23 protein-coding genes and 1 pseudogene are annotated in these 19,887 nt (G+C 61.2%); 10 read left to right on the top strand and 14 right to left on the bottom strand.

Translation table 11 applies throughout. The features are described 5' to 3' along the window. From tssK to JHD62_RS17925, 4 genes are all read left to right on the top strand, one after another. A partial coding sequence (gene tssK / locus JHD62_RS17910; protein ID WP_199104039.1) for a type VI secretion system baseplate subunit TssK occupies positions 1-520 on the top strand: 520 nt, incomplete at its 5' end. Next, positions 517-1,161 (top strand): DotU family type IV/VI secretion system protein, encoded by a 645-nt coding sequence (locus JHD62_RS17915; RefSeq protein WP_199104040.1) that lies wholly within the window; start codon positions 517-519, stop codon positions 1,159-1,161. The genes tssK and JHD62_RS17915, both read left to right, overlap by 4 nt. Before the next feature lie 9 nt (positions 1,162-1,170). After that, positions 1,171-2,751 (top strand): OmpA family protein, encoded by a 1,581-nt coding sequence (locus tag JHD62_RS17920; RefSeq protein ID WP_199104041.1) that lies wholly within the window; start codon positions 1,171-1,173, stop codon positions 2,749-2,751. An 89-nt stretch (positions 2,752-2,840) separates the two neighbouring features. After that, complete coding sequence (locus JHD62_RS17925; protein ID WP_199104042.1) at positions 2,841-3,326, top strand: Hcp family type VI secretion system effector; 486 nt, start codon at positions 2,841-2,843, stop codon at positions 3,324-3,326. A gap of 165 nt (positions 3,327-3,491) precedes the next feature. Here JHD62_RS17925 and JHD62_RS17930 read toward each other — a convergent pair whose 3' ends face one another. Together JHD62_RS17930 and JHD62_RS17935 are read right to left on the bottom strand one after the other, a co-directional pair. Continuing rightward, positions 3,492-4,238: an SDR family oxidoreductase gene (locus tag JHD62_RS17930; RefSeq protein ID WP_199104043.1), complete on the bottom strand. Its 747-nt coding sequence runs from the start codon at positions 4,236-4,238 to the stop codon at positions 3,492-3,494. A gap of 1 nt (position 4,239) precedes the next feature. Then, positions 4,240-5,130 (bottom strand): prephenate dehydrogenase/arogenate dehydrogenase family protein, encoded by an 891-nt coding sequence (locus JHD62_RS17935; RefSeq protein WP_199104044.1) that lies wholly within the window; start codon positions 5,128-5,130, stop codon positions 4,240-4,242. A gap of 124 nt (positions 5,131-5,254) precedes the next feature. Between JHD62_RS17935 and JHD62_RS17940 the strand changes: the two genes are divergently transcribed. After that, positions 5,255-5,548 carry a DUF4936 family protein gene (locus JHD62_RS17940; RefSeq protein ID WP_199104045.1) on the top strand — a complete coding sequence of 98 codons (294 nt, stop codon included), beginning with the start codon at positions 5,255-5,257 and terminating at the stop codon, positions 5,546-5,548. Between the two features lie 32 nt (positions 5,549-5,580). On the opposite strand, the gene JHD62_RS17945 is transcribed toward JHD62_RS17940, so the two are convergent. The 11 genes from JHD62_RS17945 to JHD62_RS17995 form a co-directional block, all read right to left on the bottom strand. After that, positions 5,581-6,459, bottom strand: a complete 879-nt coding sequence (locus tag JHD62_RS17945) for an EAL domain-containing protein (protein ID WP_199104046.1) — start codon at positions 6,457-6,459, stop codon at positions 5,581-5,583. A 181-nt stretch (positions 6,460-6,640) separates the two neighbouring features. Beyond that, the gene (pabC, locus tag JHD62_RS17950) at positions 6,641-7,456 is read right to left on the bottom strand and encodes an aminodeoxychorismate lyase (RefSeq protein WP_199104047.1); all 816 of its coding nucleotides are present in this window, start codon (positions 7,454-7,456) and stop codon (positions 6,641-6,643) included. Next, the gene (locus JHD62_RS17955; RefSeq protein ID WP_199104048.1) at positions 7,456-8,748 is read right to left on the bottom strand and encodes an aminodeoxychorismate synthase component I; all 1,293 of its coding nucleotides are present in this window, start codon (positions 8,746-8,748) and stop codon (positions 7,456-7,458) included. The genes pabC and JHD62_RS17955 overlap by 1 nt, the downstream gene beginning before the upstream one ends. A 128-nt stretch (positions 8,749-8,876) precedes the next feature. Continuing rightward, positions 8,877-10,118, bottom strand: coding sequence for a beta-ketoacyl-ACP synthase II (gene fabF, locus JHD62_RS17960; protein WP_199104049.1), 1,242 nt, complete (start codon positions 10,116-10,118; stop codon positions 8,877-8,879). A gap of 165 nt (positions 10,119-10,283) precedes the next feature. Beyond that, positions 10,284-10,523, bottom strand: coding sequence for an acyl carrier protein (gene acpP, locus JHD62_RS17965; protein ID WP_019103041.1), 240 nt, complete (start codon positions 10,521-10,523; stop codon positions 10,284-10,286). 108 nt (positions 10,524-10,631) lie between these two features. Beyond that, complete coding sequence (fabG, locus tag JHD62_RS17970) at positions 10,632-11,369, bottom strand: 3-oxoacyl-ACP reductase FabG (RefSeq protein WP_062789795.1); 738 nt, start codon at positions 11,367-11,369, stop codon at positions 10,632-10,634. A 69-nt stretch (positions 11,370-11,438) separates the two neighbouring features. Then, positions 11,439-12,368 carry an ACP S-malonyltransferase gene (fabD, locus tag JHD62_RS17975; protein WP_199104050.1) on the bottom strand — a complete coding sequence of 310 codons (930 nt, stop codon included), beginning with the start codon at positions 12,366-12,368 and terminating at the stop codon, positions 11,439-11,441. Between the two features lie 153 nt (positions 12,369-12,521). Further along, positions 12,522-13,481 carry a beta-ketoacyl-ACP synthase III gene (locus JHD62_RS17980; RefSeq protein WP_199104051.1) on the bottom strand — a complete coding sequence of 320 codons (960 nt, stop codon included), beginning with the start codon at positions 13,479-13,481 and terminating at the stop codon, positions 12,522-12,524. Between the two features lie 7 nt (positions 13,482-13,488). Next, positions 13,489-14,526 carry a phosphate acyltransferase PlsX gene (plsX, locus tag JHD62_RS17985; protein WP_062789793.1) on the bottom strand — a complete coding sequence of 346 codons (1,038 nt, stop codon included), beginning with the start codon at positions 14,524-14,526 and terminating at the stop codon, positions 13,489-13,491. Between the two features lie 68 nt (positions 14,527-14,594). Next, the gene (gene rpmF, locus JHD62_RS17990) at positions 14,595-14,774 is read right to left on the bottom strand and encodes a 50S ribosomal protein L32 (RefSeq protein ID WP_045846169.1); all 180 of its coding nucleotides are present in this window, start codon (positions 14,772-14,774) and stop codon (positions 14,595-14,597) included. Between the two features lie 35 nt (positions 14,775-14,809). Next, complete coding sequence (locus JHD62_RS17995) at positions 14,810-15,310, bottom strand: DUF177 domain-containing protein (RefSeq protein WP_199104052.1); 501 nt, start codon at positions 15,308-15,310, stop codon at positions 14,810-14,812. A gap of 59 nt (positions 15,311-15,369) precedes the next feature. On the opposite strand from JHD62_RS17995, the gene JHD62_RS18000 reads away from it, so the two are divergent. Genes JHD62_RS18000 through pncB form a run of 3 tightly spaced genes read left to right on the top strand, consistent with a single transcriptional unit; the run spans position 15,370 to position 17,890 of the window. Continuing rightward, a complete protein-coding gene (locus JHD62_RS18000) occupies positions 15,370-15,948 on the top strand; it encodes a nucleoside triphosphate pyrophosphatase (RefSeq protein WP_199104053.1) in 579 nt (192 codons plus the stop codon). Continuing rightward, positions 15,948-16,652 carry an SAM-dependent methyltransferase gene (locus tag JHD62_RS18005; RefSeq protein ID WP_199104054.1) on the top strand — a complete coding sequence of 235 codons (705 nt, stop codon included), beginning with the start codon at positions 15,948-15,950 and terminating at the stop codon, positions 16,650-16,652. The genes JHD62_RS18000 and JHD62_RS18005 overlap by 1 nt, the downstream gene beginning before the upstream one ends. A gap of 20 nt (positions 16,653-16,672) precedes the next feature. Next, the gene (gene pncB, locus JHD62_RS18010) at positions 16,673-17,890 is read left to right on the top strand and encodes a nicotinate phosphoribosyltransferase (RefSeq protein ID WP_199104057.1); all 1,218 of its coding nucleotides are present in this window, start codon (positions 16,673-16,675) and stop codon (positions 17,888-17,890) included. Here the strand turns inward: pncB and JHD62_RS18015 are convergent. Further along, positions 17,876-18,730, bottom strand: a complete 855-nt coding sequence (locus tag JHD62_RS18015; RefSeq protein WP_199104055.1) for a Rossmann-like and DUF2520 domain-containing protein — start codon at positions 18,728-18,730, stop codon at positions 17,876-17,878. The genes pncB and JHD62_RS18015 overlap by 15 nt on opposite strands. Before the next feature lie 111 nt (positions 18,731-18,841). Between JHD62_RS18015 and JHD62_RS18020 the strand changes: the two genes are divergently transcribed. Further along, positions 18,842-19,414, top strand: a complete 573-nt coding sequence (locus JHD62_RS18020) for a LemA family protein (protein WP_199104056.1) — start codon at positions 18,842-18,844, stop codon at positions 19,412-19,414. A 3-nt stretch (positions 19,415-19,417) separates the two neighbouring features. Then, positions 19,418-19,887, top strand: a pseudogene (locus tag JHD62_RS18025) (hypothetical protein); the annotation flags it as partial.

Here is a 19,887-nt window from a genome sequence, read left to right on the forward strand (position 1 = left end):
GCTCAGCACCTTTGCCCTGGAACAGCAGTTGACCGACATCCCCGCTTACGACCACCTCCAGCTGGGCAGGGTATTCCAGCAACTGGAACAGCTGATCCGCACCCTGCTGGACACGGTGATTCCCACCCCGGTGGTGGTACTGCCACTGCAACGCGATGGCAACAATCTGTGGCTGGCGCATCTGACAGATGCCCGCTTGCGCGATGGCATGGATTTCTATCTGTCGGTGCATGCCGCCATGCCGCTGCATGTGCTGCAAGAACAATTACCGAAAGTGGCCAAGGCGGGTTCACCAGACGAAGTGGCACGCATTCTGTCCTCGGCCATCAATGGCATTCCGCTCAAAGCCATGCAACGCCTGCCTGCCTCCCTGCCAAGCAAGGTGGACAGCCTGTATTTTGCGCTGGACAGACAGCACCCGGCTTTTGCCGCCATGCTGGCCGCCCAGTCCTGTGCCCTCTACTTCCCATCATCCTTGCCAGAGCTGCAACTGGCCTTGTACGCGGTGCCCACCACATGAGCCCTCTGTCCATCCTGCATGCCGTGCGCGGCAATATGCGCGACATCGCGCTGATCGTCACCCGTTTGCAGCAACAAGCCGAGCCGGTGACCGAACACCAGTTGAACCAGGATTGCCAGCACTTGCTGGATCAACTGGAACAGGCACTGGAACAAGCCGGAGCACCACGGGCCGAGCGGGAGCAAATCATCTATGCCTGCTGCTGCCTGCTGGACGAAACCGCACTACGCCATTTGCCGGAGCCAGCCCGTGCCCATTGGCAGGCCAGGCCCTTGCAAGTGCACCGCTTTGCCTCGCTGCAAGGCGGAGAACAACTGTATGAGCAAATGCGCAGCGAGCTGGCCCGCCCGCAGCCATCGTACTGGCTGCTGGCTTGCTGGCAACTGGTGCTGGCACTGGGCTTTGAAGGCAAATACAGCCAGGGCGATACCGCCCAGCACCAGCAATGGCGACAGCAACTGGACAAGGTGATCAACGCGCTGGAGCCCACCCAGGAAGCCGCCCCGTCGCCCCGCCCGGTCTGGCACTGGCGCAGCTTTTCTCCGTGGCTGTGGGCCATGCTGTCCGGCCTGCTGCTGCTCGTCATCTATTTACTGCTGCAAGGCTGGCTGCACCAAGCACTGCGCCAGCTGGGCAACTAAGGACGCGCCATGCCACAGCTGCTTTGGTACTGGCTGTATCCACTAACCATGCTGACGCTGGGTTTGCTATTGATCTGGCAGGCCATGCCGGTTTCCGGCGCCGTAGCCATGCTGCTGAGTCTGGCATGGCTGATCGGCATGCTGGCGCTATGGAGCCACTTGCGGCGGCAAAGCACGGCCAGCGATGTAACAGAAGTCATCCTGCTGGCAGGCCCGGCAGCACACAGCTTGCAAGGGGAGCAAGGCTGGCGCGGCACACTGCAACCGGCCTGGCACTGGCTGGACCGGCCACAACAACTGGCGGCCTGGCACAGCAGCGGCATTCGGGTGCGGGGAGTGATACTGGTCATCAATGCCGATGAAACCGATGTCACACCGGCTGCCAGCGCCCGGCTGGCCGACTGGTATCACGCCTGGCAGCTGGCCCAAGAACAACAAGGCCACCCGCTGCCAGGTGCAGTGCTGATACTGACCGCTCATCCGCAAGCCAATCTGCAAGTACCGCAGGATGCCGCCATCACTCCCTGCACCAGCTATCCGGCGCTGCAAGAGGCCATCGAACGGCAGATGCAGACCGTGCTGGCGCACGCGCTGCACGCACCGGCAGACCATGCCCCCATGGCCCTGCAGCAAGCCGTGGTACTCAACAGCTTGCAACAGCATGTCAGCCAGCAACTGCTGCCAGTCCTGCTGCCCCAACAAGCCGGCAAACGCGCCCCCGCCGTGCACGCTGTCGGCTGGCTGGCCCACCCGGCTGATCTGGCAGATGCTGGCGAGCCGCCATGGCAACAGGCAGCCACCCGGCATAGCGGGCTGCACACCCCCGCCACGCCGGCATTCAGCGGGCCCACCGACAATGCCCAGCTGACCGTGCTGGCGGATTGCTTTGCACCCATCCGCGCCTGCCCGCGCCACTGGCGACAGCTGGCCACCCTGCTGACTAGCTGTGCCTTGCTGCTGCTGGCCTTTGTCTGTTGCTCCGCCCGGAACAATCAGCAGCTGATTGCGCAAACCACGGTGCGCCTGCAGGCCTTCCAGTCACTGTCCGTCAGCCAGGAACCCGCGCGGGGCAAGGCGGTGCAACAGCTGCAAAGCTGGCAGCAGCACCTTGGCACACTGGCTGCCGATGGCGTGCCGCTCAGGCTTGGCTTTGGCCTGTATCAGGGGCAGCACCTGGCGGACATCGTCCAGCGCGCCATTCAGTCCTACCACCCGCCCCAACCCAAGCCGGAGGTGATCCGGCTGGATAGCACAGCCCTGTTCGACAGCGGCCAGAGCGTGCTCAAGCCGGAGGCCAAGCTGGCCTTGCAGTCCGTGCTGGTATGGATACAGGCCAATCCCGGCAAACGGGTGCTGATAGACGGTCACACCGACAACACCGGCAGCCGCACGGCCAATCTGCGGCTGTCCCTGGCGCGGGCCGAGGCGGTACGCCAGTGGCTGGTGACGGCCTCCACCTTTCCCCTAACCCATTTTGCCGTACAGGGGCTGGCTGACACCCAGCCGCTGTCTGGCAATGACGATGCGTCCGGCCGCAGCAAAAACCGGCGCGTGGAAATCACCCTGATCGAACCGCCCGCCGGGCGGTGACAACCGGGTGCCAACAGCACCACCCGCCGCACCGTGTGTGCCGGGTGGCACCACCACCGGGGCAGAGCCCCGCAGCAAGGAGAAACAGCATGGCCATACCCGCTTATTTGTGGATCAAGGACGACGGCGGCGCCGACATCAAGGGCTCTGTCACCGTGCAGGGCCGTGAAGGCTCGGTCGAAGTACTGGAGTTCGACCACAGCGTCTACATCCCCACCGATGGCAACACCGGCAAGCTCACCGGCACTCGCGTGCATACCCCGCTAAGTTTCGTCAAGGAATTCGATGCCGCCTCGCCCTACCTGTACAAGGCCGTCACCAGCGGCCAGAACCTCAAGGGCATGGAGCTGAAGTGGTACCGCATTGACGATGCCGGCGAAGAAAAGGAGTACTTCAACATGAAGCTGGAGAACGTCAAGGTGGTGGCCGTCAAACCCAAGATGCACAACATCAAGGACGTCGCCAAGGAGCGCTACAACCACCTTGAAGAAGTGGAAGTGCGCTACGAAAAAATCACCTGGGCCTACAAGGACGGCAACATCATCCACGCCGACAGCTGGGTGGAAAACCGCTAACGCCTACCCCGCCCATGCAGCAGGTATTACGCCTGCTGCATGGTAACTGGCGATCCGGATCAAGGCCTTGCCAAAGCAGAGCCAGTTCAGCCTGCCGGAACGGGTGTTTGTGTTACCGGGCTCCAAGGGCCAGCCACCAGCCCAGTCACCGGGCAAGACAACGGACTAACGCCCGCCAGAGACATCCAGGATGCTGCCGGTGCAAAAGCTGGCAGCGTCAGACAGCAGCCACACAATGGCGGCGGCCACTTCGTCGGGCAAACCGCCACGCTGCATGGGCACGCCCGGTGCCAGCCGTGCCACCCGGCTTGGTTCGCCGCTGATGGCGTGGATGCCGGTTTCGATCAGTCCGGGGCGGACCGCGTTGACGCGGATTCCCTCGGCGGCCACTTCGCGGGCCAAGCCCAGGGTAAGGGTGTCGATGGCCCCTTTGCAGGCGGCGTAATCGACATATTCGCCGGCACTCCCCAGCCGGGAGGCGGCGGAGGAAACATTGACGATGACCCCGCCCTGCCCACCAGTGGTGGTGGACATGTGACGCACCGCCTCGCGACAGCACAGCATGGGGCCGGCCACATTCAGTTGCAGCATGTGCTGGATACGTGCAGCGCTGAAGTCCTGCAAGCGGCCCATGGGCGCGGTACTGCCGGCATTGTTGACCAATCCGTGTACCGCACCAAAATGCTGAACCACAGCGTCAAACAGCCGGATGATGTCCGCTTCCTCAGCCACATCGGCCTGAAAAGCCTGTGCCACGCCTCCGGCCGCCTGAATGCTGGCCACCACGCGGGCCGCGCCAGCAGCATCCTGCCGGTAGTTGACGGCAAGCTGCCACCCCGCAGCGGCGGCCTGCAGGGCAGTGGCCGCGCCAATGCCGCGTGAGGCACCAGTAATCAGCAGGGTGCGCGCCATGTCAGCTTTGTCCTTCGCGCAGGAAGCGCTGATACCAGCCCACACGCGCGGCGCGGGCGGTTTCGAATGTCTGCGCCAGGGCCTCGGCGTCGGCCGCTTCTACCTGGGCGGTCAGGTCGGCCAAGGCCTGGCGGTAGCGTTCCAGTTCGTCCAGCAAGGCGCTGCGATTGGCCATGGTGATATCTTTCCACATTTCCGGGTGACTGCCGGCAATGCGGGTGAAATCGCGGAAACCAGTGGCGGCAAAATCAAAACAGCGCCGCGCATCCTCCTTGCCCGCTACCATGCCGACATAGGCAAAGGCCAGCAGATGTGGCAGATGGCTGACGGTAGCAAACACGCTGTCGTGCTCTTCCGGCCGCATGCGGTGAATGACGGCACCACAGGCCTGCCACAGTTCGGCCACCGTATCGCAGGCTGCCATGGTGGTTTGCGGCAAGGGGGTGAGCACCACCTTGCGCTTTTCATACAGGCCGTACTGGGCTGCAGCAGCGCCAGACAAATCAGACCCGGCAATGGGGTGGGCCGGTACACAGTTAGCCAGCTGCGCCGGCAGGTATTGGGCAAACAGCTGGGCGACATCGCCCTTGGTACTACCAGCGTCGGTCACGATGGCATGCGGCGGCAAATGGGGGGCCATGGCTTGCATCATCCGGCCCATCTGCCCCACCGGGCAGGCCAGCAATACCATATCGGCCCGGCCGGCCACGGCGGCCAGATCCTGGCTGATTTCATCCACCACACCCAGTTCCAGCGCACGGGTGAGGTTTTCCAGTGTGCGACCAACGCCGATGACGTGTTGCACCTTGCCTGCGCGTTTGAGCGACAAGGCAAACGAGCCACCAATCAAACCGACGCCAACCACCACCAAGGTGGTAATACCCTGCTGCACACCACTCCCCTTTCCTGCACTGTCACCTGGTTTGCCAGATGCCCACCAGCGTGGGCGAAGTGGTCTATGATAAGCGATTTTGCGCGACTGCAAAGCCTGCATGCCTCAGGAAGGAAAGCCCAGCATGACCAGCGAGCTGTATGTGTATTACAAGATTTCCCCGGCACAAGGCCGCCAGATGCTGCCCATGCTGCGGCAGATGCAGGCCGCACTGGCGCAACAGGGGGTGGAAGTCGGCCTGATGCGGCGGCAGGATGACAGCGCGCAGCAGGCACAGCAAACCTGGATGGAAGTGTATCGGGGCATTGCGGATGAGCAGGCCTTCTTGCTGCAATTACAGCAGGCGCTGCGCGAGCATGGGCTGGAGACCTTGTCGGGCGCACGTCACATGGAGTGGTTTGTCCCGCTGGAAGCGTAAGCCGTGCAGCAGGATGCCGCCGACAAGTACGCTCAGACCGGCAGATTGAGCAATTCCGCCGGGCGAGCCAGATGAAAGCCCTGCACGAAATCACAGCCGGCGGCGCGGGCAATATCCAGCTGCATGGCGCTTTCAATGCCCTCGCCTACCACCTGTGCACCGTGCAGGTGCAGGATGTCCACCAGCTTTGCCAGCTTGTCGCGCACGCTGGGGCGCATCAGCGCATGGCGCATCAGCACCTTGTCCAGCTTGACGTAATCCGGCTCCAGCAACCAGACGCGCTCCAGATTGGATGCGCCCTGGCCAAAGTCGTCCAGCGCAATACGGAAACCCAGGCTGCGATAGCGCTGCACTGCTTCCAGCAGGCGTAGTGGATCGCTGACGGCGTCTTCCACCACTTCCAGACAGATGCGGCTGGCCGGGATATTCAGCTGTTGCAGCACTTCGGCAAAAAACTGGCCGTGCGCCTCGCTGACATTCACCAGATGCTGGGCATTCACATTGAGCGACAGGATCAGGTCCGGCCCCGGGTGTTGCAACAGGAAATTGAGCAGGTGCAGACAGCGCAGCTGACGGTCGAGAAACACCGAGCGGCGCGGTGAGGTTTCGGCGGCAAACAATACGGTGGGAATCAGCTGGCCGCCAAAGCTGTCGGTCACCCGCGCCAGTGCCTCCACCGACCACAATCGCGTAGCGCCATCGGCCTCCAGCGCATACACCGGCTGGAATACCGAGCGGAAACGCCATTCTTCGTGGCGGCCACGCACGCGTCCGGCTTGCAGGCTGAGGGGGAATTGTTCGAACTGGTGCGCGTTCAGCAGCTGGTTGATGAAAGCCAGGTCGTGTTCGATGGGTGCCAGTGCGGCGGGCTGTTGACAGGCAAGCTGTTCCAGCAGGCTGGCTGCCACCATGCTGATTCTCCTTGGCGCATCGCGGATGCAGGCCGGAACACGGAAGGGAAACCGCTCCCTTCATCGTGGCTGCCACTATAGCGAGCACTATTTAGCGCCAGAAATAATTTAATCAGCAAACCTTATGCAAATTTTATCTAAGCGAATACAGCGGGCGGAGATAAGGACTTAACGACAGTAATCAGTTTTCTGCTGCCAGCAAGGCCTGCAGCTGTGCACAGCAGGGATGAGCGTGCGGCAGGCTCTGGCCATCGATACTGGCCACCGGCCACAGGCCGATCAGACTGTTGGACAGGAAGACCGCATCCGCATCATACAGCTGTGCGGGCAGGATCTCGGCCTCGACCAAGGGGTAACCCAGTTGCGGGGCATGGGCAAACAGCCAGTCGCGCAGCATGCCTTGCACACCGTTCTGATCCAGTTTCGGGGTGATGATTTGCTGCCCGGTCACCAGATAGACATTGCTCATGGTGGCTTCCACCAGCAGGCCGCGCGTGTCCAGCATCAGGCCTTCGTGGATGTCCGGGTCAGACCATTCCGAGCGGGCCAGCACGTTTTCCAGCCGGTTCAGGTGCTTGATACCGGCAAGCAGTGGCTGACAGGCCAGCCGGGTGTCGCACCAGCGTACATTCACCCCGTCACGGGCACGCTCGGGCGGATAGCCGGCCCAAGCGGTGACGGACACCATGCGGGTAGGCTGAACATCGGCAGGCATGGCATAGCCACGCGCACCCACACCACGGGTGAGCACAATCTTGGCCACGCCTTGCTCCAAGCCGCCTGCCAATTGGCCGATCTCATCCAGTAGCAGGGCTGCATCCGGCACGGGCAACTGCAAGCGGCTGGCATCGGCAGCCAGCCGCCGGTATTGCCAGGCCCACAAGCGGGGCTGGCCATGGCGGATTTCGATGGTGCGGTAGATGCCGTCGCCATAGGCCAGGCCACGATCCAGTGCGGAAACCTGCTCGCCCGGCTGGCCGTTGATCAGCATGGCCATCAGGCTTGCTCCACCCCCAGCGCACGTAGCAGGCCGCGTGCCTTGTGGCGGGTTTCCTGCAATTCGCGTTCCCGGTCGGAATCCGCCACGATGCCGCCACCGGCACGGAAGCGCAGCTGCTGCCCTTCCTGCATGAAAGTTCGGATCAGGATATTCAGGTCCATGCTGCCATCGCGGTTGAGATAGCCCAGGCTGCCGGTATAGGCACGGCGCGCGCTGTTTTCCAGCTCGCGGATGATCTGCATGGTGCGCACCTTGGGGCAGCCGGTGATGGTACCGCCGGGAAACAGGGCGCGGATGGTGTCCAGCGGGGAAACATCGTCGCGCAGCCGACCACGGATATTGGATTCGATGTGGTGGACGTAGGCATAGCTTTCCACCGCCATCAGCTCGTTCACTTCCACCGTTCCAGGCTGGCTGATGCGGCCCAGGTCGTTGCGCTCCAGGTCGATCAGCATCACATGCTCGGCACGTTCCTTGATGCTGGAAATCAGCCGCTGCTTGAGGGCGGCATCTTCGGTCGGGTCGGGCGAGCGCGGATGGGTACCGGCAATCGGCCGGGTGTCGGCCCAGCCATCGCGCACCCGCACCAGGCGCTCGGGCGAGGAGCTGACAATCTGCGCCTGACCAAAATCCGCCAGTGCGGAAAACGGCGCGGGATTGGCACGGCGCAAGGCGGCAAACAGGTCCGGCGCGGTAACGTCGGCTCCCAGTTCGGCGCGCCAGCCGCGTGAAATGTTCACCTGGAACACATCACCTTCATAGATGTACTGCTTCAGCCGCAGCACGGCATCGGTATACCACTGCGGCGGGTCTTCCTGCAGCGATAGCAAGCTGACCGGATGCGGGTTGAATGGCGCAATGCCATGTGCCAGCTGTTGCAGGCGCTGCAATTGCCCGGTGGTTTCGGCCACTAGCCAGGCGGTTTGCTCGCGCCGGTTGATCAACAGCGCAGCCGGCACCCGCGCCATGGCCGCCAGCGGAAAACTGTCAGGCAATGCTTCTGGCACTTTGGGCTCGAACTGCGACAGCAAGTCGTAGCCCAGGTAGAGGAAATAGCCACCGACAAAAGGCAGGCCGTGCGGATTATCCACTGCCTGCGGCTGGAAACCGCGCAGCGCATCAACAAACGCCTCCCCTTCCCCACTGTGGTAAAGCGTCGTGCTGTCGGCAGCAAACAGCATGTCCCAGCCCTGATCGCCGGAGGACATCAGCAGGAAGGGAAATTCCGCACGATGGGCGGCATGCAGGGCCAGCAGGTCGGGAAGGAAGTCGAGTCGTTCGGTAAACATGCCTGTTCCATACAGCGGCATGGAGCGCGCCGCAAAAAAAGAAAACCGCCGCGAGTGTATCGCAGCGGTTCGGGCTGTCAATGCGTTTTCGCATTGCGGCGCAGCAGCACCGCAACACGCGTCGGCCATTACATGCGCTTGAACACCAGGGTACCGTTGGTACCACCAAAACCAAACGAGTTGGAAATGGCGATGTCGATCTTCATGTCACGGGCGGTATTGGCCACGTAGTCCAGATCGCAACCGGCTTCCACATCCTGCTCGTGCAGGTTGATGGTGGGCGGCGATACCTGATTGTACAGCGCCAGGATGGAGTAGATGGCTTCCACGCCGCCAGCACCGCCCAGCAAGTGGCCGGTCATCGACTTGGTGGAGTTCACCACCAGCTTCCTGGCGTGATCGCCAAAGGCAATCTTCAGCGCACTGGTTTCGTTGGCATCGCCCAGCGGGGTGGAAGTACCGTGTGCATTCACATACTGCACCTGATCCGGGTTGATCCGGGCATCGCGCAGTGCGTTCTGCACGCCGCGGGCCGGGCCATCCGCATTCGGAGCAGTAATGTGGTGTGCATCGGAACTCATTCCAAAGCCGATCAGCTCGGCATAGATACGCGCACCGCGCTTGACTGCGTGTTCGTACTCTTCCAGTACCAGCACACCGGCACCTTCACCCATCACAAAGCCGTCACGGCCCTTGTCCCACGGACGGGACGCGGTTTCCGGATCGTCATTGCGGGTGGACAGCGCCTTCATGGCGGCAAAACCGCCCATGCCCAGCTTGGAAATGGCACCTTCGGCACCACCGGCCACCATCACGTCGGCATCGCCATACTGAATCATCCGGGCTGCATCGCCGATGCAGTGCGCACCGGTGGTGCAGGCAGACACGATGCCATACGACGGGCCCTGATAGCCCTTCAGGATGGACACGTGGCCGGCGATCAGGTTGATCAGCGAACCGGGGATGAAGAAAGGACCGATCTTGCGAATGCCGTTTTCCTGTACGGCCACGCCGGTTTCCTCGATCAGCGGCAGACCGCCGATACCGGAACCAATGTTGACGCCAACGCGGGTCTTGTCCAGATCAGCCACATCGTCCAGGCCGGCATCAGCCACGGCCTGCAGCGCTGCTGCAATGCCGTAGTGGATGAACAGGTCGGAACGACGCGCTTCCTTGGGGGAAATGTACGCGCTGATGTCGAAGTCCTTGACCTCGCCGGCGATCTGGCAATTCAGGTCGCTGGCATCAAAACGGGTCACTTTGCCAATGCCGCTCTTGCCGGCCAACAGATTGGCCCAGCCAGTGGCAACATCATTGCCGACCGGGGAAATATGTCCCAGACCGGTTACTACAACTCTGCGTTTGGACACGAAGAATCTCCGTGAGTAGAGGGGAGGCAGTCTCCCGATGATCCCACAACTTCCGTGTGAAGTTGATGACAGTCAAACGGACGTTTGGAACCCTCTATAACAAAAGAACCTCTGCAGGCGAGCCAAGGCCACACCGCGCAGAGGTCCTGTACAGGCCTGAAAGTATTACTTGTTCAGGTGGGCGGTAACGTAATCAACGGCTTGCTGAACAGTGGTGATCTTTTCAGCTTCTTCGTCCGGGATTTCGCACTCGAACTCTTCTTCCAGAGCCATTACCAGCTCAACGGTGTCGAGGGAGTCAGCGCCCAGATCATCAACGAAGGACGATTCGATCTTGACTTCAGCTTCGTTCACGCCCAGTTGTTCGGCAACGATCTTTTTAACGCGCGCTTCGATGTTTTCCATTTGTCTAAACCCTTGACCTTTCTGATTCGGGATCACAAAACCCGTGTATTCTACAAAAAAAAATTAGAGCAGCCCACCTAAATCTTGTCTTTTGTTCGACAGGACCGGTTAAGGCATGAACATGCCACCATTGACATGCAGTGTTTGGCCGGTGATATAGGCCGCACGATCCGATGCCAGGAAGGCGGTTGCATCAGCAATATCCTTGGCATCACCCAGGCGGCCCAGGGAAATCTGGCCCACCAGCGCGGTGCGCTGTTCTTCCGGCAGTGCACGGGTCATGTCGGTATCGATAAAACCCGGTGCCACACAGTTTACCGTGATATTGCGACTGCCAACCTCACGTGCCATGGACTTGGTGAAGCCCATGATACCGGCTTTGGCCGCTGCGTAGTTGGTCTGACCGGGGTTGCCGGTTGCACCTACCACCGAAGCGATGTTGATGATACGCCCCCAGCGGGCCTTCATCATGCCGCGCAGTACTGCCTTGGATGCCTTGAATACCGACTTCAGGTTGGTATCCATGATGGCATCCCAGTCGTCGTCCTTCATGCGCATCAGCAGGCCGTCGCGGGTAATGCCGGCATTGTTGACCAGAATGGCCACCGCGCCGAATTCCTTGTCGATGGCATCAACCAGCGCTTCGATGGCACCGTCTTCCGTCACGTTGAGCACGCGACCGGCACCACCGTTGGCAGCCAGACGCTCATGGATGGCAGCAGCACCGGACTCGGAAGTCGCGGTACCAATGACAATGGCGCCCTCGGCTTGCAGCGCATCGGCAATGGCTGCGCCAATGCCACGCGAAGCGCCGGTAACCAGGGCTACTTTGCCTTGCAGACTCATTGAGGATGTCTCCTTGTTGTGTACTTCAACATCCGCCAGTGCCGGCCAAGCGGCGCTGACGGATGAATATCATTGCAGTTCGGCCTTGGCCGCTTGCAGCGCGGCAGCGTCGGTCAGTGCCAGGCACTTGACGTTGCCGTCGATACGCTTGGCCAGACCAGCCAGCACCTTGCCAGGGCCGCACTCGGCCATGCTGACGATGCCGTCGGCTGCCAGCTTCTGGATGGTTTCGGTCCAGCGCACCGGGCTGTACAGCTGGCGCACCAGCGCATCGCGGATATCGGCCGCATCGCTGTAGCTGGCCACGTCGGCATTGTGCAGCACCGGAATGGCCGGGGTATTGATGTGTACTTGCAGCAGGGCCTCGGCCAGCTGCATGCCGGCCGGCTTCATCAGCGCACAGTGCGAAGGCACCGATACCGGCAGCGGCAGCGCACGCTTGGCACCGCGAGCCTTGCAGGCTTCCATGGCGCGCTCGACAGCAGCCTTGCTACCGGCAATCACCACCTGACCGGGGGAGTTGAAATTGACTGCTTCCACCACTTCGCCATTGGCCGCTTCGGCGCAGGCAGCGCGCACGTCATCGTCCGACAGATTCAGGATGGCCGCCATGGCACCCTGACCGGCCGGTACGGCGTTCTGCATGGCTTCGGCACGCAGACGTACCAGTTTTACCGCTTCGGCAAACGGCAGCGCACCGGCGGCAACCAGGGCGGTGTATTCACCCAGGCTGTGACCGGCCACAACAGAAGGTTGCAGACCGCTGACATCCTGCCAGGCAAGGTAAGTCGCCACACCGGCAGCCAGCATGATGGGCTGGGTGTTGACGGTGGCATTGATGGCCTCGGCACTGTCAGCCTGCAGCATGGCCCACAGGTCCACGCCCAGCGCGGTGGAGGCTTCTTCGAAGGTGTGTTTCACCACCGGCAGGTCGGCAAAGCCGTCCATCATTTTCAGGCTTTGCGAGCCCTGACCGGGAAAGAGAAAGGCAAACGCCATAGACAGTCTCCGCAATTTCGACGGAATAATAATCGACGGAAGGATGAGGCAATCAGACCTTGCTGCCAAGCAGTCAGATCAAACGCCCATGAAAATGGGCGTTATCTCAGGCAGGGCACGGCATGAAACCAGCGATACTTCCGTCGCGAAGAATCAGTACTTCAGCAGCACGGCACCCCAGGCAAAACCACCGCCAATGCCTTCCAGCAGGATGGTCTGACCGCGCTGGATGCGGCCATCACGCACTGCATGGTCCAGCGCCAGCGGAATGGAGGCAGCCGAGGTATTGCCCTGTTGCGGCAATGTCACGATCACCCGCTCCATCGACATGCCCAGATGCTTGGCCGTGGATTCGATAATGCGCAAATTGGCCTGATGCGGCACCAGCCAGTCGACTTGTGTCTTGTCGACACCGGCTTCGGCCAGCGTGGTGCTGGCGATGTCGGACAGTGCCTTGACGGCAAACTTGAACACCGCCGGGCCGTCCATGTGCAAGAAGGGGATGCCCTGGATCTTGCCGCCGGAAATCTGTGCCGGGGTATTCAGGATGTCCTTGTAGCGGCCATCGGAGGCCAGCTTGGCATGCAGGATGCCCGGTTCTTCCGAGGCACCCAGTACCACGGCACCGGCACCGTCACCAAACAGCACGCAGGTGCGGCGGTCTTCCCAGTCCATCACGCGCGACATCACTTCGGCGCCGACAACCAGCACTTTGCTGGCCATGCCGCCCTTGATGTAGTTGTGCGCTGTGGTGAGGGCAAACATGAAGCCTGCGCAAACCGCCTGCACATCGAATGCGGCACAGCCATGAATACCCAGCTTTTCCTGCAACAGGCAGGCGGTGCTGGGGAAAATCATGTCAGGCGTGGTGGTGGCGACGATGATCAGATCGATCTCGGTCTTGTCGATGCCAGCGCTCCGGATGGCAGCTTCTGCTGCCTTCAGCGCCAGATCGCTGGTGGTTTCTTCATCGGACACGATGTGGCGGGCATGGATGCCAGTGCGCGAGACAATCCACTCGTCACTGGTTTCCACGCGCTCGGCCAGCATCGCATTCGTGAGCACATTGGATGGCAGATAACTGCCAGTGCCTAGAATGCGGGAATGGGCCATGTATTAATCAGTTCGCTTCCGGCTCGGCTTGCTTGAGATTGTTTAATTGGTGTGCAACCCGGTCGGTAATATGACCAATCACGTCGGAGCCGGCTTCCTCGCAAGCCTGTTCCAGCGCGAAACGGAATCCAACGGCATCGGTTCCACCGTGACTTTTCACCACGATGCCACGCAGGCCCAGCAAGCTGGCACCGTTGTAACGACGGGGGTCGACACGTTTGCGGAACTGATTGAGCACCGGCATGGCTGCCAGCGCGCACAGGCGGGTCCACCAGTTGCGGGTGAATTCCTGCCGCAGGAAAGAAGAAATCATGTGCGCCAGCCCCTCAGCCGACTTGAGCGCCACATTTCCAGTAAAACCGTCGCAGACTACCACATCTACCGTGCCTTTGTAGACGTCGTTGCCTTCGACATTACCGATGAAGTTCAGCTCGGACTGACGCAGGTATTCGCCTGCGCGCTTGACGCTGTCGTTACCCTTGATGTCTTCCGAACCGATATTGAGCAGTCCGACGCGCGGATTGGCATTGCCGGTAATGCTGGATACCAGCTCCGAACCCATGATGCCGAACTGCATGAGTTGTTCTGGCGTGCAATCGACGTTGGCGCCCAGGTCCAGCATGCAGGTGCTGCCCTTGACGGACGGCATCATCTTGGCGATGGCCGGTCGTTCGATGCCCGGAATGGTTTTGAGGACAAAGCGTGCGGTTGCCATCAGTGCGCCGGTATTGCCGGCAGACACGGCGGCTTGCGCCTCGCCTTCCTTCACCAGATTGATTGCCACCCGCATGGACGAATCTTTCTTGTTCTTCAGGGCGAGCTGCGGCGACTCGTCCATGCCTACCACCTGGGTGGCGTGCTGGATACGGACGCGCGAACGCGCAACACCCGGATGACGGGACAATTCAGCCTCGATGGCTGCCTGGTCTCCGACAAGAATCAGATTGGTGTTGGGATGGTCTTGCAGGAATTGGATCGATGCTGGGACGGTGACCTTGAGGCCAACGTCACCGCCCATTGCATCAACCGCGACGGTGATAGTCATCAACGTGTACGGTAGTGAAACCTACCTGTTTTTATACAAACGGTAAGTATTGGGTGAGAAAGGACGAATTATTCGCCTTTGGTGGCAACAACCTTGCGACCACGGTAGAAGCCGTTCGGGCTGATGTGGTGACGCAGGTGGGTTTCACCGGTCGTCGGCTCTTTGGCCAGCGACGGAGCGGTCAGAAAATCGTGGGCACGATGCATGCCGCGCTTGGACGGGGACTTTTTGTTCTGTTGAACAGCCATGTTCGACTCCTAGGAAAATCGCGTGTATTGATAACTCAAGACTTGGAGATCTTCAACGTGGCCAGCACCGCAAACGGATTGGGCTTGTCAGCCTTGGCACGTGTCAGAGCTTCCGAACCGCATTCGTCGTGTTTCGTCGAATGCGGCAAGCCCATGATGATTTCGTCTTCGATCATTGCCACCACATCAAGCTCTTCCGGCGCGAGAATGGCATCCAGCGTTTCGTCCAGCTCGCAGGCTTCATCCAGCTTTTCCTGCCGGGTGAACAAGGTAAGCACCGAATCGGTATTCACCTCGAACGGCATCACTTCCAGGCAACGCTGGCAGCTTACCGCAACACTGGCTTTCACCTGCAGGCGCAGGGAAAGACGGGACGAGCCATCGCGAAAACCTTCGACAGTGTATTCCACCGTACCGGAGGTATCGGACAGGTCGCTGTGCACACGCTCGTCCAGGGTGCTGACGGGCAGTTTGCCGGTCAGAACGCGGCCCTCACGGGCGAACTTGAGCGGGTCGATCAAAATCGGGTTAGACATAAACCCAGCATGATATAATCCGCCTCCCTGATTTGTCAAAATAATCAAGCAATACCACCATGCAGATCATCCTGGCTTCCACCTCCCGCTACCGGCAGGAAATCATCGCCCGCCTCGGGCTGCCCTTCACCGCCGTGCCGCCCGTCTGCGAAGAAACCCCGCTGCCGGGTGAAAGTGCGCTGGACACTGCCGTGCGCCTGGCGCGCACCAAGGCCCAGTCGCTGGCGGCCGACTACCCGAATGCACTGATCATCGGCTCCGACCAGGTCGCTCTGCTCGATGGCCAGCAAATCGGCAAACCCGGCTCGTTTGAAAACGGCGTGGCCATGCTGCAGTGGATGAGCGGTCGCACCGTGGTGTTTCATTCGGCGTTGGCGCTGTACAACACCGCCAGCGGACGCTTGCAGGAAACCGTGGGCATTACCCGCGTTACCTTGCGCCAGCTGACCGAACAGCAAATCCGCAATTACCTGACGCGCGAGCCGGACGCCCTGCACTGCGCCGGCAGTGCCAAGAGCGAAGGCCTGGGTGGTGCGCTGCTGGAAAAAGTGGAGTCGGACGACCCGAACGCCCTGATCGGCGTACCGCTGTTCCGACTCATCAGCATGTTGAACGCCGAAGGCGTGGAGATTCTGTAATGGCCGGCACCCTGTTCCTGATTCCCGCCCCGCTAGGCGACGAAAGCATTGCCTGGCTGCCTGCCAGCGAGGCCACCAAGGTGCTGCATATCCGCCACTTTGTGGTGGAGGCGGAAAAAACCGCCCGCAAGCACCTGAAAGCGCTGGGCGTGACCACGCCGATTCGCGAGCTGGCGATGAGCACGCTCAACGAACACACCAAGCCAGCCGATGTTGCCGCCCTGCTCGCGCCGCTGCTGGCAGGTGAGGACGTGGGCCTGATCTCCGAAGCAGGCTGCCCGGCGGTAGCCGACCCTGGCGCGCAACTGGTGGCACTGGCGCACGAGCGCGGCATCCGTGTGGCACCGCTGATCGGCCCTTCTTCCATTTTGCTGGCACTGATGGCCTCCGGGGCCAATGGCCAGTGCTTTGCCTTCCACGGCTACCTGCCGGTGGATGCGACTGAAAAGGCCAAAGTGGTGAAGGAACTGGAACAACGCTCGCGCCAGCGCAATGAAACCCAGGTGTTCATCGAAACACCCTACCGCAACAATGCGCTGCTGCAGCAGTTGCGTGAGACACTGGCCCCCTCTACACGGCTGGCGGTGGCCTGCGACCTGACCTTGCCGACGGAAACCATCGTCAGCCGCCTGGTGAAGGACTGGCCACAAGACGCGCCGGACTTCCACAAACGCCCGGCCATTTTCATCCTGCACGCTGCCTGAAAGGCTATCCCATGCCCAAATTGCCGCCGCTGATCCATTCCCTGCTGGATACCGACCTGTACAAATTCACCATGCTTCAGGCCATCCTGCATCAGTTTCCGGCAGCTTACGGGCAGTATGCCTTCCGCTGCCGTAACCAGCCGGATTACCCGCTGTCACAATTGCACAAGGAGCTGGAAGCCCAACTGGACTGGTTGTGCCAGCTACAGTTCACCCAGCCGGAGCTGGCCTATCTGCGCAGCTTGCGCTTCATCAAGAGTGATTTTGTCGATTATCTGGAACTGTTCCACCTGCAGCGCCGCTTCATCCGGGTGGAATGCGATGGCGATGCGCTGAACATCCATATTGAAGGCCCGCTGGTACAGGCGATGTTCTTCGAGATTTTCGTGCTGGCCATCGTCAACGAGCTGTACTTCCGCCGTCTGGACACGCCGCAGGTACGTGAGGAAGGCCAGCGCCGGCTGGATGAGAAAATTGCCACACTGCTGCGCTTCGAGGCGGAAGAAAGCGCCAGCCAGCGCTTTCCGCTGCTGATTTCCGACTTTGGCACCCGTCGCCGTTTCAGCCGCGAATGGCAGCAACAGGTGGTGGAACAGCTCAATGCCGCCCTGCCCAAGATTTTCCGTGGCACCAGCAATGTCTGGCTGGCATGGAAACTGGGCATCACCCCCATCGGCACCATGGCGCATGAATTCTTTCAGGCCTTCCAGGCACTGGGCGTGCGGCTGCGTGATTTTCAGAACGCAGCCCTGGAGGCCTGGGTGCAGGAATACCGCGGCGACCTGGGCATCGCCCTCACCGACGTGGTGTGCATGGATGCCTTTCTGGCGGATTTCGACTTGTACTTTGCCAAGCTGTTCGACGGCCTGCGCCATGACAGTGGCGACCCGGTGGAATGGGCGGACAAGGCAATTGCCCATTACCGCAAGCTGCGCATCGACCCGGCCACCAAGATGCTCACCTTCAGCGACGGCCTGAGCGTGGACAAGGCACTGGAACTGCATCGCCGCTACAGCCCGCACATTCAGGTGAGCTTTGGCATTGGCACCCACTTCACCAATGACATGGGGCTGGAGCCGCTGCAAATCGTGCTGAAACTGGTGAGCTGCAATGGCCAGCCGGTGGCCAAGCTATCCGACAGCCCGGGCAAGACCATGTGCAGCGATGCCACCTTCCTTGCCTATCTGCGCCAGGTATTCAAGGTGGCAGCGCCAGAAGCCGATTCAGCCGCGCAATAAGGCCAGCAGCGTCTGCCGCGCCGCCTCTGGCAGACGCGCCCCCGCCAGCGCCACCGTGCGCTCGCCCAGCACCCGATAGGCGGGCTGCAATTCCTGCGGCAATACCGCCAGATGACGCTCTACCGTCGCAGCATCGCCACGCACGATGGGCCCGGTCAACGCCTGCTGCGGGCCCATGCTCAGCGCGTTGGTCAGACTGCCCTGCATCAATGGCCCGAGCAAGGCGGGCAACAGCGCCTCATCCACACCACCCTGCCGTGCCAGCTGACGGGCGATATCGGTCAGCGTGACCAGATAATTGGACGCTACCGACAAAGCCGCGTGATAGGCCGCCTTGCCACCCGGTGCCAGCGCAAACGGCCGTGCGCCAATGGCCGCGGCAAAATCCTGCAACAAGGGCAGCGCTGCCGCATCGCCTTCCAGCGCGCACAAGGTACCGGCAAATTGCGTCACTGCCCGCGCCGGGTCGGCAAAAGAGAACGCGGGATGCAGGCTGGCCACATGCGCCCCCACTGCACGCAAGGGCGCCAGTATTTCCGCCTCTGCCGCGCCACTGGCATGAAATACCACCGCTCCGGGCTGTACCCGCCCACTATCGGCCAGCGCCTGTGCCGTGGCGGCAATGGCATCGTCCGGCACAGACAGCAAGGTCAGCGCTGCTGGCTGCACCTGTGCCAGCTGGCTGCATGCCCCGCCTGCGCCGATGAAATCCACCGCGCTCTGCGCCGATACGGCGCTACGGGCCAGACAGTCCTGTACCCGGTACTGGCCGCTTTGCGCCGCCAGGCACCCCAGTGTACGTCCCAGTTTTCCAGCTCCAATGATGTTGAGCAGCTGCATTCCCCATCCTCTTTCTTGACACTGCTGGCAGCATGTCTGACGATGCCGCTAGAATAATCCTGCTTAACAGTATTTTACCTGCCACCACGGCACTCTCGGGGAGTCCCCTCCATGAAGCTGGTGATTTTCTTTGGCGTGATCGCCATTGTCCTGCTGTATTTCATCACCCTGTACAACGCGCTGGTCAACCTCAAGCATGCCGTTGCCCGCAGCTGGGCCAATATCGACGTGCTGCTCAAGCAGCGCCATGACGAACTGCCCAAGCTGGTGGAGGTATGCAAGCAATACGCCCAGTTCGAACAGCAAACCCTCAGCCGGGTGATGGAAGCGCGCTCGGCCGTGGCCCAGTACGCCCAAAGTCGCAATATGGAAGGGCTGGGGCACGAGGAAGGCAAGCTGCGCGGGCTGATCGGCCAGCTGCTGGCCGTGGCGGAAGCCTACCCGGAACTGAAGGCAGACCAGCAATTCTCTCATCTGGCCGAGCGCATCAGCCAGCTGGAAGACACCATTGCCGACCGGCGCGAGCTGTATAACGATGCTGTCAACCTCAACAATGTGCGCATCGAGCAATTCCCCGATGTGCTCATCGCCCGCCTGTTCAACTTTCCGCCCGCCCGCGCCTTGCAGTTCAGCGTCGCTGAAAAGCGGGATGTTGATCTGGCCCAGCTGTTCCGCCAGGGTTGAATCATGCAGCAGTGGTTGAGCTGGCAGTGGACGCGCAATGGCTGGATGGCCTTTGGCCTTTACCTGCTGCTGGGCTTTGCCGGCCTGAAACTGGGACTGCCGGTTTTTCGCCAACTGCTGCTGCCTGCCATGCTGCTCTGCGGGCTGATCGGCTGGTGGCTCAATTACCGGCGTTACCGGCTGATTGCCGACACGCCCACCGCACGCGCAGCAACAGCCGCACTGGGCCATGTGGAACTCTACGGCGTGGCCGCCAACCATGAACGTGCAGTCAACTACAGCCCCTATTCCGGCCGCCGCTGCGTGTGGTACCGCTGCTGGCGCTATCACAATGACCGGCGCAGCGCCCTGTCCGGCCGTACGCTAGACCCGCTGACGCTGGACAGCGGCAGCCTGCTGTCCGTACCGGAGTGCAGCGATCAGTCTTTTGTGCTGCAGGATGGCAAGCAGGCGGTGATCATCCACCCGGAAGG

Origin of the sequence: Aquitalea sp. ASV11 (assembly GCF_016429185.1) — a bacterium.
Lineage (GTDB): Bacteria > Pseudomonadota > Gammaproteobacteria > Burkholderiales > Chromobacteriaceae > Aquitalea > Aquitalea pelogenes.

Excerpts from the sequence above, each read along its gene's own strand:
- JHD62_RS18015 (WP_199104055.1), bottom strand. The coding sequence starts at position 18,730 with ATGCAGCTGCTCAACATCATTGGAGCTGGAAAACTGGGACGTACACTG.
- JHD62_RS18020 (WP_199104056.1), top strand. The coding sequence starts at position 18,842 with ATGAAGCTGGTGATTTTCTTTGGCGTGATCGCCATTGTCCTGCTGTAT.
- JHD62_RS17915 (WP_199104040.1), top strand. The coding sequence starts at position 517 with ATGAGCCCTCTGTCCATCCTGCATGCCGTGCGCGGCAATATGCGCGAC.
- rpmF (WP_045846169.1), bottom strand. The coding sequence starts at position 14,774 with ATGGCTGTTCAACAGAACAAAAAGTCCCCGTCCAAGCGCGGCATGCAT.
- acpP (WP_019103041.1), bottom strand. The coding sequence starts at position 10,523 with ATGGAAAACATCGAAGCGCGCGTTAAAAAGATCGTTGCCGAACAACTG.
- JHD62_RS17925 (WP_199104042.1), top strand. The coding sequence starts at position 2,841 with ATGGCCATACCCGCTTATTTGTGGATCAAGGACGACGGCGGCGCCGAC.
- JHD62_RS17945 (WP_199104046.1), bottom strand. The coding sequence starts at position 6,459 with ATGGTGGCAGCCAGCCTGCTGGAACAGCTTGCCTGTCAACAGCCCGCC.
- JHD62_RS17920 (WP_199104041.1), top strand. The coding sequence starts at position 1,171 with ATGCCACAGCTGCTTTGGTACTGGCTGTATCCACTAACCATGCTGACG.
- fabD (WP_199104050.1), bottom strand. The coding sequence starts at position 12,368 with ATGGCGTTTGCCTTTCTCTTTCCCGGTCAGGGCTCGCAAAGCCTGAAA.
- JHD62_RS17980 (WP_199104051.1), bottom strand. The coding sequence starts at position 13,481 with ATGGCCCATTCCCGCATTCTAGGCACTGGCAGTTATCTGCCATCCAAT.
- plsX (WP_062789793.1), bottom strand. The coding sequence starts at position 14,526 with ATGACTATCACCGTCGCGGTTGATGCAATGGGCGGTGACGTTGGCCTC.
- JHD62_RS17940 (WP_199104045.1), top strand. The coding sequence starts at position 5,255 with ATGACCAGCGAGCTGTATGTGTATTACAAGATTTCCCCGGCACAAGGC.
- JHD62_RS17955 (WP_199104048.1), bottom strand. The coding sequence starts at position 8,748 with ATGTTTACCGAACGACTCGACTTCCTTCCCGACCTGCTGGCCCTGCAT.
- pabC (WP_199104047.1), bottom strand. The coding sequence starts at position 7,456 with ATGGCCATGCTGATCAACGGCCAGCCGGGCGAGCAGGTTTCCGCACTG.
- JHD62_RS17995 (WP_199104052.1), bottom strand. The coding sequence starts at position 15,310 with ATGTCTAACCCGATTTTGATCGACCCGCTCAAGTTCGCCCGTGAGGGC.
- JHD62_RS18005 (WP_199104054.1), top strand. The coding sequence starts at position 15,948 with ATGGCCGGCACCCTGTTCCTGATTCCCGCCCCGCTAGGCGACGAAAGC.
- JHD62_RS18000 (WP_199104053.1), top strand. The coding sequence starts at position 15,370 with ATGCAGATCATCCTGGCTTCCACCTCCCGCTACCGGCAGGAAATCATC.
- JHD62_RS17930 (WP_199104043.1), bottom strand. The coding sequence starts at position 4,238 with ATGGCGCGCACCCTGCTGATTACTGGTGCCTCACGCGGCATTGGCGCG.
- fabG (WP_062789795.1), bottom strand. The coding sequence starts at position 11,369 with ATGAGTCTGCAAGGCAAAGTAGCCCTGGTTACCGGCGCTTCGCGTGGC.